General features: G+C 68.5%; 16 protein-coding genes. 12 read left to right on the top strand and 4 right to left on the bottom strand.

All coding sequences use genetic code 11. The annotated features are described in order from the left end of the window. The first annotated feature begins 19 nt into the window (after positions 1 to 19). Together IRT45_RS03645 and recO are read left to right on the top strand one after the other, a co-directional pair. Positions 20 to 433: a hypothetical protein gene (locus tag IRT45_RS03645; protein ID WP_194804463.1), complete on the top strand. Its 414-nt coding sequence runs from the start codon at positions 20 to 22 to the stop codon at positions 431 to 433. 128 nt (positions 434 to 561) lie between these two features. Continuing rightward, positions 562 to 1,335, top strand: coding sequence for a DNA repair protein RecO (gene recO / locus IRT45_RS03640; protein ID WP_194804462.1), 774 nt, complete (start codon positions 562 to 564; stop codon positions 1,333 to 1,335). A gap of 9 nt (positions 1,336 to 1,344) precedes the next feature. On the opposite strand, the gene IRT45_RS03635 is transcribed toward recO, so the two are convergent. After that, positions 1,345 to 2,220, bottom strand: a complete 876-nt coding sequence (locus tag IRT45_RS03635; protein ID WP_194804461.1) for an LLM class F420-dependent oxidoreductase — start codon at positions 2,218 to 2,220, stop codon at positions 1,345 to 1,347. A 155-nt stretch (positions 2,221 to 2,375) separates the two neighbouring features. Here IRT45_RS03635 and IRT45_RS03630 point away from each other — a divergent pair, with 155 nt between their 5' ends. From IRT45_RS03630 to IRT45_RS03620, 3 genes are read left to right on the top strand one after another with little or no spacing between them, the layout of a single operon-like run. Further along, complete coding sequence (locus IRT45_RS03630; protein ID WP_194804460.1) at positions 2,376 to 3,194, top strand: SAM-dependent methyltransferase; 819 nt, start codon at positions 2,376 to 2,378, stop codon at positions 3,192 to 3,194. A gap of 51 nt (positions 3,195 to 3,245) precedes the next feature. Continuing rightward, a complete protein-coding gene (locus IRT45_RS03625) occupies positions 3,246 to 4,034 on the top strand; it encodes an isoprenyl transferase (RefSeq protein WP_375540056.1) in 789 nt (262 codons plus the stop codon). Between the two features lie 8 nt (positions 4,035 to 4,042). Continuing rightward, complete coding sequence (locus IRT45_RS03620; protein WP_036499762.1) at positions 4,043 to 4,441, top strand: hypothetical protein; 399 nt, start codon at positions 4,043 to 4,045, stop codon at positions 4,439 to 4,441. A 25-nt stretch (positions 4,442 to 4,466) separates the two neighbouring features. On the opposite strand, the gene IRT45_RS03615 is transcribed toward IRT45_RS03620, so the two are convergent. Next, on the bottom strand, positions 4,467 to 4,898 hold the full coding sequence (locus IRT45_RS03615) for a Fur family transcriptional regulator (protein ID WP_194804458.1): 432 nt from the start codon (positions 4,896 to 4,898) through the stop codon (positions 4,467 to 4,469). Beyond that, entirely contained in the window at positions 4,895 to 5,290 is a 396-nt protein-coding gene (locus tag IRT45_RS03610; protein WP_228533522.1) for a helix-turn-helix transcriptional regulator, read from the bottom strand. The genes IRT45_RS03615 and IRT45_RS03610 overlap by 4 nt, the downstream gene beginning before the upstream one ends. Before the next feature lie 286 nt (positions 5,291 to 5,576). Here IRT45_RS03610 and IRT45_RS03605 point away from each other — a divergent pair, with 286 nt between their 5' ends. The 7 genes from IRT45_RS03605 to IRT45_RS03575 all read left to right on the top strand — a co-directional run bounded on the left by IRT45_RS03605 (position 5,577) and on the right by IRT45_RS03575 (position 12,464). Beyond that, complete coding sequence (locus tag IRT45_RS03605; protein ID WP_194804457.1) at positions 5,577 to 6,968, top strand: glycine--tRNA ligase; 1,392 nt, start codon at positions 5,577 to 5,579, stop codon at positions 6,966 to 6,968. 203 nt (positions 6,969 to 7,171) lie between these two features. Next, the gene (locus tag IRT45_RS03600) at positions 7,172 to 8,092 is read left to right on the top strand and encodes an NADP-dependent oxidoreductase (protein WP_194804456.1); all 921 of its coding nucleotides are present in this window, start codon (positions 7,172 to 7,174) and stop codon (positions 8,090 to 8,092) included. Positions 8,093 to 8,160: 68 nt separating this feature from the next. Beyond that, complete coding sequence (locus tag IRT45_RS03595) at positions 8,161 to 9,096, top strand: ABC transporter ATP-binding protein (RefSeq protein ID WP_194804455.1); 936 nt, start codon at positions 8,161 to 8,163, stop codon at positions 9,094 to 9,096. Position 9,097: 1 nt separating this feature from the next. After that, on the top strand, positions 9,098 to 9,874 hold the full coding sequence (locus IRT45_RS03590) for an ABC transporter permease (RefSeq protein ID WP_194804454.1): 777 nt from the start codon (positions 9,098 to 9,100) through the stop codon (positions 9,872 to 9,874). Further along, positions 9,858 to 11,153 (top strand): sensor histidine kinase, encoded by a 1,296-nt coding sequence (locus IRT45_RS03585; RefSeq protein ID WP_309240783.1) that lies wholly within the window; start codon positions 9,858 to 9,860, stop codon positions 11,151 to 11,153. Before IRT45_RS03590 ends, IRT45_RS03585 begins: the two co-directional genes overlap by 17 nt. A gap of 211 nt (positions 11,154 to 11,364) precedes the next feature. After that, positions 11,365 to 11,970: a response regulator transcription factor gene (locus tag IRT45_RS03580; protein ID WP_194804453.1), complete on the top strand. Its 606-nt coding sequence runs from the start codon at positions 11,365 to 11,367 to the stop codon at positions 11,968 to 11,970. 35 nt (positions 11,971 to 12,005) lie between these two features. Beyond that, positions 12,006 to 12,464 (top strand): VOC family protein, encoded by a 459-nt coding sequence (locus IRT45_RS03575; RefSeq protein WP_194804452.1) that lies wholly within the window; start codon positions 12,006 to 12,008, stop codon positions 12,462 to 12,464. 10 nt (positions 12,465 to 12,474) lie between these two features. Here the strand turns inward: IRT45_RS03575 and IRT45_RS03570 are convergent, their stop codons facing one another. Then, positions 12,475 to 14,472 carry a TPM domain-containing protein gene (locus IRT45_RS03570; RefSeq protein ID WP_228533521.1) on the bottom strand — a complete coding sequence of 666 codons (1,998 nt, stop codon included), beginning with the start codon at positions 14,470 to 14,472 and terminating at the stop codon, positions 12,475 to 12,477. Between the last annotated feature and the right edge of the window lie 3 nt (positions 14,473 to 14,475).

The following is a 14,475-nucleotide window of genomic DNA, read 5'->3' as shown; positions in this document are numbered from 1 at the left end:
ACGGGCCTACGATCCTGGCGTGAAGTGGATGTCCCGGGCGTTCGGCTCGAAAGAGCTGCCGCCACAAGTGCGTTCGGATCTGGAATCGGAAGGGATCGTCGTATTCGGCCCGGTGAGTGGATCGCTGGCCAGACGCAATTATCGGACGCCACTGCACTACGGTTCCTCCAGTTGGGAGAACATCGTCGGCGGAACCATCGGGATGAGCAGAAAACGCCTGGTCATCTGGGGTAATCAGGAGGCGTTGGTCGACGTCTGGCTGGGTCATCCCGCCGTCACCATGGAACTGCAGGGACCCGAACGCATGCTCGTCGAGGCCGACCGCGGCGCGATCGACCCGATCCGCACCGGCTGGACCACGTTGCTGCTGCGCACAATTCACGCACCCCGCATCGCGCAGCTGTATGCCGAGGGACTGCCGCGCAGCGTGTAGAGGCCACGAAGGCCCGGCGCACCCGAGGGAGCGGAGGTCCGGCGACTCGGTGGCCGGGTCGAGTACGTGACGCCCGATCAGTGGCGTGGGGTCGCGGGCACGTCGGGGTGGCGTGGGAGACTGTGAACGTGTTGTTGTATCGGGACCAGGCGATTGTGCTGCGCCAGCACAAGCTGGGGGAGGCCGATCGCATCGTCACGCTGCTCACCCGTCAGCACGGGCTGGTGCGGGCGGTGGCGAAAGGGGTGCGCCGCACCCGGTCGAAATTCGGCGCGCGGCTGGAACCGTTCGCCTATATCGACGTGCAGCTGTATCCCGGACGCAACCTCGACACCGTGACACAGGTATCGACCGTGGAGGCGTTCGCCGCCGATATCGTCGCCGACTACGGTCGCTACACCACCGCCTGCGCGGTGCTGGAGACCGCCGAACGTCTCGCCGGTGAGGAGCGCGCCCCGGCGCCCCGCCTGCACACCCTGACCGCCGGCGCCCTGCGCGCGATCGCCGCCGGCCGGCGCCCGCACGAACTGATCCTCGACGCATTCCTGTTGCGCGCCATGGGTTTCGCGGGCTGGGCGCCCGCTCTGGACGAATGTGCCCGGTGTGCCACCCCCGGCCCGCACCGCGCCTTCCACGTGGCCGCCGGGGGAGCGGTCTGCGTGCACTGCCGCCCGCCCGGCGCGGCCACGCCCGCGGTGGGGGTCCTGGAATTGATGAGTGCGCTCAATCGCGGAGACTGGACCGGACTCGACGTGGTTGCCGAGTCCGTCCGCCGCCAGGCCAGCGGGCTCACCGCCGCCCATCTGCAATGGCATCTGGAACGGCAGTTGCGGACGTTGCCGTTGATCGAGCGCTCTCGTCCGCACGAGGCGGCGGAGTCGCCGGCGTCGCGGGTGGGATAGACCCGCCGGCTACCCGAGGTCGGCCAGCTGCGGGACCGCCGGCGCCATGCCCTCGATCCACGCGGCGGGTGAGCCCGTGGTCGGGGTGATCAGCACCGCGTCGATGCCCAATTTCGCGTAATCGGCCATGCTGCGGACGAATTCGTCGCGGACGTCCGGATTCGGGCGCGGATTGTTGGCCATGATCGTGGTGCGGATGGTGTCGAAATCGCGACCGACGTCGTCGCAGTGGCGGCGCAGCACGTCCAGTTTGTGGGCGACGTCCTCCGGCGACGTGCCGAACAGATTGCAGGCGTCGCCGTACTGTGCGACCAGCCGCAGCGTCTTCTTCTCGCCGCCGCCGCCGATCAGGACGTTCGGCCGATGGATCGGCTGCGGTGAGCACAGCGTCTCGGCCAGCTGGTAGTACTTGCCCTCGAACGGCCCGTTGTTCTGCGGATCCCACATCTGCGCGCAGATCCGCAGCGTCTCCTCCAGCCGCTCGAACCGCTCGGCCAGTGGCGGGAACTCGACCCCGAGCCCGCGATGCTCGCGCTCGAACCAGGCGGCCCCGATCCCCAGCGTGGCCCGTCCGCCCGACAGCACGTCGAGGGTGGTGACGATCTTGGCGAGCAGGCCCGGATGCCGATAGGTCACGCCGGTGACCAGCAGCCCGAGATCGATCGAGGTGGTATGTGCCGCAAGGTATCCCAGCGTGGTGTATCCCTCCAGCATATTCGCCTCGGCCGGTAGCCCGGTCGGCTCGATCTGGAAGTAGTGATCCATGAACGACAACCAGGTGGCGCCCGCCGCCTCGGCGGCCTGTCCCACGCGCGCCAGCTCTCCCGCGATCGCGGGGGTGCCGCCGTCGATATCGAAGATAGGAATGTGAAATCCGAGCTCCATGGAGTTCTCCTCGTCAGTGACTGACTTCCCGGTGAGAACGCTATGCCCTGGAGCGCACTCCAGGTCAAGAGGTTTCCGGGAATGCGGGCCCTGCGTGCGGCTCGGGCGGGGTACTTTCACTTGAAGGTCCCACCAACCTTACGGAGAAAGCTTCGATGTCTCACGAGCTTGTCGAGTTCGATACGGAGAAGGCGCATTCGGCGCGGATGTACGACTACTACCTCGGCGGCAAGGACAACTATCCGGCCGATCGCGAGGCCGCGTCGAAGGTGATGGAGGCGTTTCCCGAGACGGCGCAGGCCGCGCGGGCGAATCGCGAATTCGTCCATCGGGCGGCACGCTTCGCGGCGCGCAACGGAGTGCGGCAGTTTCTCGACATCGGCACCGGAATTCCGACCGAACCGAATCTGCACAACGCCGTGCAGGCCGTCGATCCGCACTGCCGCGTGGTGTACGTCGACCACGACCCCCTGGTGCTGGCGCATGCCCGCGCGCTGATGATCGGCTCGGAGGAGGGGCGTACCGAATACATTCCCTCGGATGTGCGCGATCCGGACGTGATCCTGGGCTCCGAGCAGTTCCGCGCGGTGATCGATCTGTCCCGGCCGGTGGCGCTCAATTTGGCCGCGATCATGCATTTCGTTACCGACGAAGAGGGCGCCTACGACATCGTGCGCACCTATATGGACGCGTTCGCGCCCGGGTCGTACCTCAGCATCACCCATGCCTCCAGCGATGTGAATCCGGTACGGCTCGCGAAGGTGGCAGCGGTCTACGCCCAGGCCGGAATGACGGTCGCGCTGCGCAACAAGGCCGAGGTCACCCGCTTCTTCGACGGGCTGGAGATCGTCGAGCCCGGCGTGGTTCCGATGCACCGCTGGCACCCGAATCCGGACTTCTACATCCCGGAGGAGCGGCTCGCGTGGGCCGACGAGGCGTTCGGCATCTGGGCCGCGGTCGGCGTCAAGCGCTGAATTCCCACGGCCCCGGTCACGGGCGGCGCGCGGTGATGCAGGATAGGTGGCGTGATCGGTAACCGCTCCCAGACCACCCGCACGATTCGTCCGCCGTCACCGCACCCGTCGGGCGCCACCCCGCCCGCGCTGCCGCAGGAATTCGTGCCCAGGCATGTGGCGCTGGTGATGGACGGCAACGGCCGGTGGGCCCAGGATCGGGGGCTGCCGCGCACCGCCGGGCACGAGCGCGGCGAAGCGGTGCTGATGGACACCGTCGAGGGGTGCATCGAGATCGGCGTGAAATGGCTTTCCGCCTATGCCTTTTCGACCGAGAACTGGCGGCGCAGCCCGGACGAGGTCAAATTCCTCATGGGCTTCAACCGCGACGTGATCCGGCGCCGCCGCGACGAGATGCACGAGATGGGCGTGCGGGTGCGCTGGGCGGGCCGGCGACCGCGCCTGTGGCGCAGTGTGATCAAGGAATTGGAGATCGCCGAGGAGCTCACCAAGGACAACACCGTGATGACGCTGACCATGTGCGTCAACTACGGAGGCCGCGCCGAAATCGCCGACGCGGCACGGGAAATCGCACGGAGGGTGGCGGCCGGACAGCTGGATCCGGAGAAGGTCACCGAATCGACCTTCGCGAAGTATCTCGACGAACCGGATATGCCGGATGTGGACCTGTTCCTGCGCCCCTCCGGTGAGTTGCGCAGTTCGAACTTCCTGATCTGGCAGTCCGCCTATGCGGAGTTCGTCTTCCAGCACACCTTGTTCCCCGATTTCGACCGTCGCGACCTGTGGGAGGCCTGTGTGGAGTACGCCAAGCGCGATCGCCGGTTCGGTGGCGTGAAGTGAGCAACGAGCTGACCGTCGCCCGGGAACTGCAGGCCCAAGCCGCCGCCTGCCTGCGTAGATGCGATATCGCCGTGCGGGAGGAGGACGGTGACGCCCTCGGCTTCGAATACGAGGGCGCGCTGTGCTCGCTGCGCGGCGTCACGCTCGCGCCCGGCCTGGACGTTCTCACGCTGACCTGCGTGCTCGCCTGGGATCGTCCCTTGAAGCCGCAACTGCACAAGCGGGTCGCCGATCGCAACAACGCCCTGCAGTTCGGCTCGTTGACGATCATCGCCCACGAAAAGCTGGCCGACGTCCTGCTGCGCTACACCTTCCCGGCGGCGGGCCTCGACGACGACGCCCTGGCGACGATGTTGCTGCTCGTCCTGTCCGGCGCGGGCCGCGCCCGCCAGGGACTGGTGCCCTGACCGGAACGCTGTGCGGCTGATCGAATCAGCCGCCGATGTGGGCGCAGTCGCGGCAGGTGCCGAACACCTCCATGGTGTGGCTGATGTCGGTGAAGCCGTGCTCGCCGGCGATCGCTGCCGCCCAGGCCTCGACGGTGGGGCCCTCGACCTCGACGGTGCGTCCGCACTGGCGGCAGACCAGGTGGTGATGGTGGCCCTTGGAGCACTGCCGGTACACGGATTCGCCTGTGTCCGTGCGCAAGACGTCGACCTTGCCGGCGTCGGCGAGGGACTGCAGGGTGCGGTAGACGGTGGTCAGGCCGATGCCCTCACCGCGGCGGCGTAGTTCGTCGTGCAACTCCTGGGCCGAACGGAATTCCTCGATATCGCCCAGCAGCGCGGTGATCGCGCTGCGCTGGCGGGTGCTGCGAATTCCGACAGTCTTCTCGGCGGTGCCCGTATTCTCCGGCACGGTCATCCTTCCTCGGCGTGTGCGACGGCGTCGACGACGATGCGTGCCAGATGGTCGTCGACCAATTCGTAGATCACCTCACGGCCGGTGCGTTCACCGCGCACCACGCCCGCTGACTTGAGAATGCGCAGGTGCTGGCTGACCAGGGGCTGCGTGACGCCCAGCGTATCGACCAATTCGTGCACGCAGCGCGGCGATTCGCGCAGTTGCAGCACGATCGCGATGCGTACCGGCGCGGCCAGCGCGCGCAGCAGTTCGCCCGCGTTGTCGAGCGTGGTGCGAGCGGGGACCGCGGGGGCGGACGGAGCGCGATAGGGATACGGGTCGTGCGGGATCGGCGTGGGCGCCTCGACGGCGACGCGGCTTCGACGCGCGGGGACACCGCTGTCGGCGGTCATCGAACCAACTCCTTATTGGAAACCGATGCCATTATTGATATGCACACGTGCGCATGTCAAGGAAGCTGTGCCGCCTCTCCGCGTCTTCAGCGTGTCGTGGGTGCTCCAAGATTTTCGTGTCGGGCCGGCGGTATGTGTCGGGCCGGGTTTTGGGCGTGCCCGATGAGTTACCCATGTGCGCGCGAAATCAGTCGTTGCGGGCCGATACTGCCTCGCGGTGTTCTATCTGGTGTCGCTAGGCTGGGGCGAATCGTTCCACCCATCATCCAGAGGGAGAGCTCGTACCGTGGCACCCAAGTCGAAGATCGACACCGTCGCGAATCTCGCCAAGCGCCGGGGTCTGGTATACCCCAGCGGCGAGATCTACGGAGGGACCCGGTCGGCGTGGGATTACGGTCCGCTGGGTGTGGAGCTCAAGGAGAACATCAAGAAGCAGTGGTGGCGGGCCATGGTCACCAGCCGCGACGATGTGGTCGGCCTGGATTCCGCGATCATCCTGCCGCGGCCGGTGTGGGTGGCCTCGGGGCACGTCAGCGTCTTCAACGACCCGCTGGTCGAATGCCTGAACTGCCACAAGCGGCACCGGCAGGACCATTTGCAGGAGGCGTACGCCGAGAAGCACAAGATCGACGATCCGGACAGCGTGTCCATGGAGCTGATCGGCTGCCCGGACTGCGGCACCGTCGGTAAGTGGACCGAACCGCGCGATTTCAACATGATGCTCAAGACCTACCTCGGGCCGATCGAGTCCGAGGAGGGCCTGCACTATCTGCGCCCGGAGACCGCGCAGGGCATCTTCGTGAACTTCGCGAACGTCATGACCACCGCGCGCAAGAAGCCGCCGTTCGGTATCGCGCAGATCGGCAAGAGCTTCCGCAACGAGATCACCCCCGGCAACTTCATTTTCCGCACCCGTGAATTCGAGCAGATGGAGATGGAGTTCTTCGTCAAGCCGGGTGAGGACGAGCAGTGGCACCAGTACTGGATCGACACCCGCCTGGCCTGGTACACCGACCTCGGCATCGACCCGGAGAATCTGCGGCTCTACGAGCACCCGAAGGAGAAGCTCTCGCACTATTCGACCCGCACGGTCGATATCGAGTACCGCTTCCACTTCCAGGGCAGCGAATGGGGTGAGCTCGAAGGTGTCGCCAACCGCACCGATTTCGACCTGTCGACCCACTCCAAGCATTCCGGCACCGATCTGAGCTTCTTCGACCAGAACACCAACGAGCGCTACACGCCGTACGTGATCGAGCCCGCGGCCGGCCTGACCCGCTCGCTGATGGCCTTCCTGATCGACGCCTACACCGAGGACGAGGCGCCGAACGCCAAGGGCGTCATGGAGAAGCGGACCGTACTGCGCCTGGACCGCCGCCTCGCGCCGGTGAAGGCCGCCGTCCTTCCGTTGTCGCGCAACGCCGACCTGTCGCCGAAGGCGAAAGACCTTGCCGCGCAACTGCGGAGGAACTGGAACGTCGACTTCGACGACGCCGGCGCGATCGGCCGCCGCTACCGCCGCCAGGACGAGATCGGCACCCCGTTCTGCATCACCGTCGACTTCGACACCCTCGAGGACCAGGCCGTCACCGTGCGCGAGCGGGACTCGATGACGCAGGAGCGGATCGCGCTCGACCAGGTGGAGGGCTACCTGGCGCAGCGCCTGCTCGGCGCCTGAGTTCACCGCGGCGCGGACGGGTATTCCGCATTCGGAATCGGACATAACCGAATACCCGGGCGTCTTCGGGGCGAATCGCGCGGAAATGTGGCATCGGCGGAAATATCGCGGTGGTCCGAGTCGTTCCGGGCACTGAGAATCCGGGATCCGGCGGGCTCCGGCCCGCCGGGGCCGGTCCACAGGTGCGACGAAAGGTCCTGATCATGGCGCAGGCGGTCACGTTCGATCGTTACGGCGATATCGATGTACTGGAGGTTCGCGAAGTACCGGATCCGCAGCCCGGGCCCGGACAGGTCGCGGTCGAGGTCGTCGCGGCGGGGATCAACCCGGGTGAGGCCAAGATCCGCAACGGCTCGCTGCACGAGCGGTGGCCCGCCACCTTCCCCGAGGGTGAAGGCACCGATTTCGCCGGGCGTATCGTCGCACTGGGCGAAGGGGTGAGCGGGATCGCCGTCGGCGACGAGGTGCTCGGGTTCAGCGATAAGCGCTCCAGCCACGCCACCCGCGTGGTGGTGCCGGCCCAGCAGGTCACCCCCAAGCCGGTGGGCCTGTCCTGGGAGGTCGCCGGATCGCTGTACGTCGCGGGCACCACCGCCTTCGCCGCCGTGCGGGCGGTGAGCCCGGAGGCCGGTGACACCATCGCGGTGTCCGGCGCGGCCGGTGGCGTCGGATCCATTGTGGTGCAACTGCTTCGGGCTCGTGAGGTGACGGTGATCGGCATCGCGGGCCCGGACAATCAGGACTATCTGCGCGAGCTGGGGGCGGTCGCGGTGGAGTACGGCGACGGTCTCGCCGAGCGCCTGCGGGAGGCGGCGCCCGGCGGTATCGACGCCTTCATCGATACGCACGGCAACGGCTACGTCGAACTCGCCCTCGATCTCGGCGTGAAGCGCGAACGCATCGATACGATCATCGATTTCGCGGCGGTGGAGAAGTACGGCGTCAAGGCGGAGGGCAACGCGGCCGCCGACACCATCGACGTGCTCGCCCAGCTGGCCGAATTGGCCGCCGCGGGGGCCGTCCGGATTCCGATCGCCGCCACCTATCCGCTCGGCGAGGTGCGCGCGGCATTCACCGAACTCGAGCGCGGCCACACCCGGGGCAAGATCGTCCTGCTGCCATGACATTCGTCATGGCACAGTCGTGACGCTCGGGCCAGGTACGATGCTCGGCTTCCCGCGACAGTGGAACCATGACATCAGCAATGACATCCGGTTCGGCGGAACGGGTCGCCGCCGCACCGGTGATCGAGCTTCGCGGACTGACCAAGACCTTCCGCAGCTCCGCCGGGCCCGTCCGCGCGGTCGACGGACTCGATCTGACCGTCACCGCGGGTGAGGTGGTGGCCTTTCTCGGACCCAACGGTGCCGGGAAGTCCACCAGCATCGACATGATGCTCGGCCTGCTGCGCCCCGACGCCGGCACCGCCCGCATTCTCGGCGGGAGGCCGGCGGAAGCGGTTGCGGCGGGCCGGGTCTCGGCGGTCCTGCAATCGGGCGGCCTGCTCCCGGATCTCACCGTCGGCGAAACGGTGCGGGTCGTCGCGTCCCTGCACGGCCATCCGCGCCCCGCGCGGGAGGTGCTCGTCCGCGCCGGAATCGACGGCATCGCCGACCGCATGGTGGGCAAGTGCTCCGGTGGTCAGCAGCAGCGCCTGCGCTTCGCCCTCGCGCTGCTGCCCGATCCGGACCTGCTGATCCTCGACGAGCCGACCACCGGCATGGACGTGGAGGGCCGCCGCGATTTCTGGAACGCCATCCGCGCCGACGCCGGGCTCGGACGCACCGTCGTCTTCGCCACCCACTACCTCGACGAGGCCGACGCCTACGCCGACCGCATCGTGCTGGTGCGGGGCGGGCGGGTCGTGGCCGACGGCAGTGCCGCGTCGGTGAAGAATCTGGCCTCCGGCCGCACGGTCTCGGCGACGCTGCCCGACGCCGATCCGGCGAGCCTGCTCGCCCTCGCCGGCGTGGACCGCGTCGAGCAGCGCGGTGATCGAGTGCTGGTGCACGGCAACGATTCCGACGCGGTCGCCCGCTATCTGCTGACCAGGACACCGGCCGTCGACATCGAAATCACCGGCCGCAATCTCGAAGACGCCTTCCTCGCACTGACCGGAGACAACTGAGATGACCACATCGACCGTGCCCCGCGCCATCCGTCCGAGCGCCGACGGATTCAGCTGGGGATTCCTGCTGCTCGAACTGCGCCGCATGCTGCGCAACCGGCGCACCGTCATCTTCGCGCTGGTGATGCCGGTGGTGTTCTTCGTGATCTTCGGCGCCCAGAACTCCTCGCGCACCGAGACCTACGGATCGGCGAACGTCACCGCCTACGTGATGGTGTCGATGGCCGTCTACGGGGCGATGCTGGCCACCACCAGCGGCGGCGCCATGGTGGCGGTGGAACGCGCCGCCGGTTGGGTACGCCAGCTCCGGCTCACGCCGCTGAGCCCGGCCGCCTACGTCGCCACCAAAGTGGCCGTCGCGATGGTGCTCGGATTGTGTTCGGTCGCAGTCGTTTTCGTCGCCGGTGCGGTGACCGGCGCGCATCTGACCACCGCCGCGTGGGTGGGCTGCTTCCTGATCGCGTGGCTGACCTCGGTGGTCTTCGCGGCATTCGGACTGTTCATGGGATATGTGCTGCCCTCGGAGAACGTGATGCAGATCCTCGGCCCGGTGCTGGCACTGCTGTCGTTCGCCGGTGGCTTGTTCATGCCGCTGCACGGCTGGTTCGAGACGGTGTCGAAGGTCTTCCCGACCAACGGCGTCGCGACCCTGGCCCGGTTGCCGCTCGGCGACACCACTGCCGGTTCCGCCGCATGGGCGGTGCTGAACATCGTGGTCTGGGCCTCGGTATTCGCCCTCGGAGCCGCGCTTCTGTTCCGGCGTGACACCGCTCGCTGACCGCCGCACCGCACCGTCCGCCGAGGTGGACGGTGCGGTAGCGTCGGAATCCGGCGGCGGCCAGGGCAGCAGACGGAGGGTGACGATGCGGATACCTCCGGTCGATCGGCCGATATCCGGAGCGCTGGATCGGATCGCCCGCACCATGGACCGCGATCCCGCCCCGCAGACCGCCATCCAGCATCGACGACTGTTCTTCGGCGCGGTGCTGGCTTTGATCTGGCTGCTCTATCTGATCGCGCCGATCGCCTCCCAGTGGCAGGACGGGCACCGGATGCGAGCCGTCGCGGCGGCGGTATGCCTCGCGGTCTTCTGGGTACTGACGGCCTCGTGCTTCGGTCCGTTCCGGCAACCGGACTGGGACCAGGGACACGCACAGGCGGTGCTGCCCGTCTCGTACGAGTGGCCGCGATGGCTCGTGGTGGGTGCGCTGGCGGCGCTCGCCGCCGCGATGACCGTACTGCTGGGTACCACCGGTCTGGGCACCGCGATCTACGTCGCCGCCGCGGCCGCCTTCGTACTTCCGACCGCGAAATCCGGTGTGGTGGTGGCGGGTACGGCCGTGCTGCTGATCGGCCTGTCGCTGCGTTACGGCAGCGCCCCGCTGTATTTCGCCTTCATTCCGGTGGTGATGTGGACCGGTCGCGAAATCGGCCGGCGGCGCGGCCAGTTGCGGGAACTGACTCGCCGCCAGCAGGGCGAGCTCGCGATCGTGGAGGAACGCAACCGGGTGGCCCGCGACGTGCACGACATTCTGGGCCACTCGCTCACCGTCATCACCGTCAAAACCGAATTGGCACAACGGCTACTCGACACCGATCCCACCCGCGCCCGCCAGGAGATGGCCGATGTGGAGCGACTTGCCCGCGAGGCGCTGGCCGGGGTGCGCGATACGGTCGGCGGCCTGCGCGAGGTGTCGCTCGCGAGTGAACTCGTCAACGCGCGCACGGCGCTGCGCGCGGCCGGTATCGAGGCGGAGCTTCCGGACCCGGCCGAACTCCCCGAGCGATATGCGGTGATCTTCGGGTGGGTCCTGCGCGAGGCGGTGACGAACGTGGTGCGCCACAGCGGCGCCCGCCACTGCCGGGTGCGGGTGAGCGAATCGCGGATCGACATCTTCGACGACGGAAAAGGGCTGTCCGGCAGCGTCTTCGGCTCCGGACTGACCGGCTTACGCGACCGGGTGCGCGCCGAGGGCGGTGTGTTCACGGTCGACACACCCCCCAGCGGGGGAACCTTGATCGCCGTGGACTTCACCACGGCGGACGAGCAACGCTGAGTGAAGCATTCACCGGTATCTTCCTCACCCGGGCACAATGCCGGGCACAGTCACCACTGTGGCCCGGTATCGAGCGAGGCACAGGCAGCGGACGGCCGGGTGCCGCGCCGAGGTTCGACCGGTCGGGCGGCGGCGAGCCCGTCGTCCGGATTAGGGTCGCAGGTGTGCGATGGATGATGTCGGTCGGTGAATCACGGCGGGGGCGACGGCGGTGATCCGGTTGCTGCTCGCCGACGATCAGGCGCTGGTGCGCGGCGCGCTGGCGGCGCTGCTCGGGCTGGAGGCCGACCTCGAGGTGGTGGCCGAGGTGGGGCGGGGTGACGAGGTTCTCGACGCGGTGCGGCGCACCACCCCGGATGTGGTGCTGCTCGATGTGGAAATGCCCGGAATGGACGGGATTTCGGTGGCGGCGCAACTCCATGTGGAATTCCCGCGAACCCGGATTCTGATGGTGACCACCTTCGGCCGCCCCGGCTACTTGCGCCGCGCCATCGACGCCGGAGCCGGCGGATTCGTCGTGAAGGACACGCCGGCACGGGAATTGGCGGATGCGGTGCGGCGCGTACACATGGGCCTGCGCGTGGTGGATCCGGCGCTGGCCACCGAGACCCTCACCGCCGGAACCTCTCCGCTCACCGCACGCGAGCGCGAGGTGCTCGCCGCCGCGGCCGACGGGTCGACGGCGGGGGTCATCGCGAAGCGGCTGCATCTGTCCGAGGGAACCGTCCGCAACCATCTCTCGGCCGCGATCGGCAAGACCGGCACCCGCACTCGTGCCGAAGCCGTCCGCGCGGCCGAACGTCTCGGCTGGTTGTGAGCGACCCGCATCGCCGCGAGCGTAGATTCGCCGATGTGCATCTGACGCAGATCCGCTTGATCGTGTCCGAATTCGACCGCTGCGTGGCGTTCTATCGCGACGTTCTCGGACTCACACCGCAAACAGACGACCCGCGCCCGCCCTACGCGGCGTTCAAACCCGCACTGGGCAGCACGCTCGCGCTGCACGAGCGCGCGAATCTGGCGGCGGCGCTGGGGGATACCTTGCGGTCCGGGATCGACCCTCGCTCGTCGTCGGACGGCGACGTGGCGCCGGTCCCGCCCGCCGACGCCGCGATGGTGTCGCTGCGGGTCGACGACCTGGACGACTATCTCGCCGCGATCACCGCCCGCGGCGCCGAAATCTCGGGTGAGCCCGTCGAATACGACGGACGCCTGCGCTGCGCCTATCTGCGCGACCCCGAGGGCAACCTGATCGAACTCCAGCAGTGGCTCGCGACGCGCACCGGCGAAGCCGTACCACCGGCGCGGTGAGACGAGCAGATCAGAATCGCCCGCCGCGGCTGATCCGGCGGGAACTGTCGGAGCCGCCGAAAGAGGCCGGACCCCATCCGGATCCGCCCATCGAACGGCCGCGATAACCGCTCCCCGCGCCGCGCAGCAGGCTGTCGATCAGGATTCCGCCCAGAACCGCACCGGCCTGTGACGTCCCGGAAGCCGGGCGACGGGCCTGCCACTCCCGCACATCGGCCTCGGCGGCGTGCAGTGCGCGGGTGGCCAGATCGGCGGCCTGCTCCGCACTGCTCAGTGCGGCCTGCGGGTCGATGGCCGAAAGCTCCTGCGCCCGATCGAGATTGCGCTGCGCTTCGGCCAGGCGAGTGCGGGGCGCGGCGTCGATACCGCCGCGGCGGGTGTCGATGAAATCGGCGGCCGCGCGGACCTGGCTCTGCGCGGCGATCACGGCCTGGTCCAGGCGGCGCCGCAACTGCTCGGCGGCGAGTTTGCGCTCACCGGCCGCCGCTACCGCGCGATCCAGTGCGGTATCGGCCGCGACCGCGCGGTGGAACGTGCCGAGCGGATCGTGGTCTCCGGTGGTCCGGGCCGCCTCCCACGCGGTGCGGGCGCCCGACATCGCCGCCGCCAGTTCCGGGCCGCCGTGCTCGGTCAAACCCTCCGCGGTCTCGAGGTCGCGGCCCAGTTCATCGATTGCCGCGGGCAGGCCGGCCCGCGCCTGGGTGATATCGGTTTCGGCGGTGTCCACGGCGTCGAGCAGGGCGCGGGCGGCGGTCACCGCGGCCTCCGCACCGCGAATCGCCGCGACCACCCCGCCCTGACGACCGACCGGCTCGGCCGCGGCCCGGCGGCCCTGCTCGATCGTGTTCTCGGCGAATCCGATTCGCTCCCGTGCCATCGCCACGTTGTCGCGCACCGGCGCGGTGACCGATTCCGGTTGTGCGGACAGCAACTGCCGCAGGGTCTCCTCCGAGCGCGGCAGCCGCACGGTGAGATCGACCACATCGCGAGTCAGCGTGTCCAGCCGTTGCGGCGCATCGATCAGCAGATTGCGCATCGCGTCGAATTCGGCCACCTTGTCGTCGAGTTCGGCGTCGGCCCGCCCGCAGGTGGCGATCAGCTCGACCAGCAGATCGCGGCGCTGATCAGCGGTTTCGGGGATATCGTCATCGAGCCGCTGGCGGATCGAAAAGGCATGTGCCATCGCCCGTTTCGCCGACTCCAGCGCGGCGGCGAACGGTGCGGTCGCGGTGGCGCCGAATTCGTCGGTGGCCAGCCGCAGTTCCTCGGCACTGGCCCGGATCGCGTTGTCGGTGTCGACCAGCACCTGCGCCGAGCGGGACTCGAGCAGATCCGGGCGGAGCCCAGCCAGCGCGGTGGTGTCGGTCGGGTCGACCGCGCGGGCGGCCTCGGCCTCGGCGCGGCCCCGGGCCCGCCGGCGCAACTGCGAATAACCCAGCACCACACCGATCACTCCCAGCACGATCAGGGTGATCACGATCAGCGGCCAGATCCCGACACCACCGGAATCGCCCATGGCCGTGGACAATCCGTCGGCCGCGGCCACCGCGGCCTCGGCCCACTGACCGTTGTGCAGTCGCGGCTCGACCTGATCGGTGAGCAGCGAATTCAGTTCCGCGTCGCTCACCGACGGCGGGAGCGCGCCGGTGAAGGAATAGGAGCGGTCGCTGGTCGCGATCGACAGCAGCACATCGCGGTCGCCGAATCCGGACGCGGTCGCGGTGCGCTGACCCCAGGTCTGCGGGTCCACGCCGCCGAAATCGCGGACGTAGACCACCCACAGCCGCTCCCGATGCGCGGTGTAGAGCGCGTCCACCGACGCGCGCACGGTGTCGCGCTGCGGACCGTCGAGAACCTGGGCGGAATCGGTGACGTATTCGTTGAGCCGCATCGGTTCGTCGGCGACGGCCGGGCCGCAGCAGCCGAGCACGAACCCGAAGACGATCGACAGCAGCATCGCGAGCAGCGTCGGCGGCTGTGATCGGCGAGGACGCGCGTGCGGCGGCATAGC

Origin of the sequence: Nocardia sp. BSTN01, from assembly GCF_015354405.1 — a bacterium.
Classification (GTDB): domain Bacteria; phylum Actinomycetota; class Actinomycetes; order Mycobacteriales; family Mycobacteriaceae; genus Nocardia.
This window is presented reverse-complemented; position numbering and strand designations above follow the sequence as displayed.

Excerpts from the sequence above, each read along its gene's own strand:
- IRT45_RS03635 (WP_194804461.1), bottom strand. The coding sequence starts at position 2,220 with ATGGAGCTCGGATTTCACATTCCTATCTTCGATATCGACGGCGGCACC.
- IRT45_RS03630 (WP_194804460.1), top strand. The coding sequence starts at position 2,376 with ATGTCTCACGAGCTTGTCGAGTTCGATACGGAGAAGGCGCATTCGGCG.
- IRT45_RS03615 (WP_194804458.1), bottom strand. The coding sequence starts at position 4,898 with ATGACCGTGCCGGAGAATACGGGCACCGCCGAGAAGACTGTCGGAATT.
- IRT45_RS03610 (WP_228533522.1), bottom strand. The coding sequence starts at position 5,290 with ATGACCGCCGACAGCGGTGTCCCCGCGCGTCGAAGCCGCGTCGCCGTC.
- IRT45_RS03600 (WP_194804456.1), top strand. The coding sequence starts at position 7,172 with ATGGCGCAGGCGGTCACGTTCGATCGTTACGGCGATATCGATGTACTG.
- IRT45_RS03595 (WP_194804455.1), top strand. The coding sequence starts at position 8,161 with ATGACATCAGCAATGACATCCGGTTCGGCGGAACGGGTCGCCGCCGCA.
- IRT45_RS03590 (WP_194804454.1), top strand. The coding sequence starts at position 9,098 with ATGACCACATCGACCGTGCCCCGCGCCATCCGTCCGAGCGCCGACGGA.
- IRT45_RS03570 (WP_228533521.1), bottom strand. The coding sequence starts at position 14,472 with ATGCCGCCGCACGCGCGTCCTCGCCGATCACAGCCGCCGACGCTGCTC.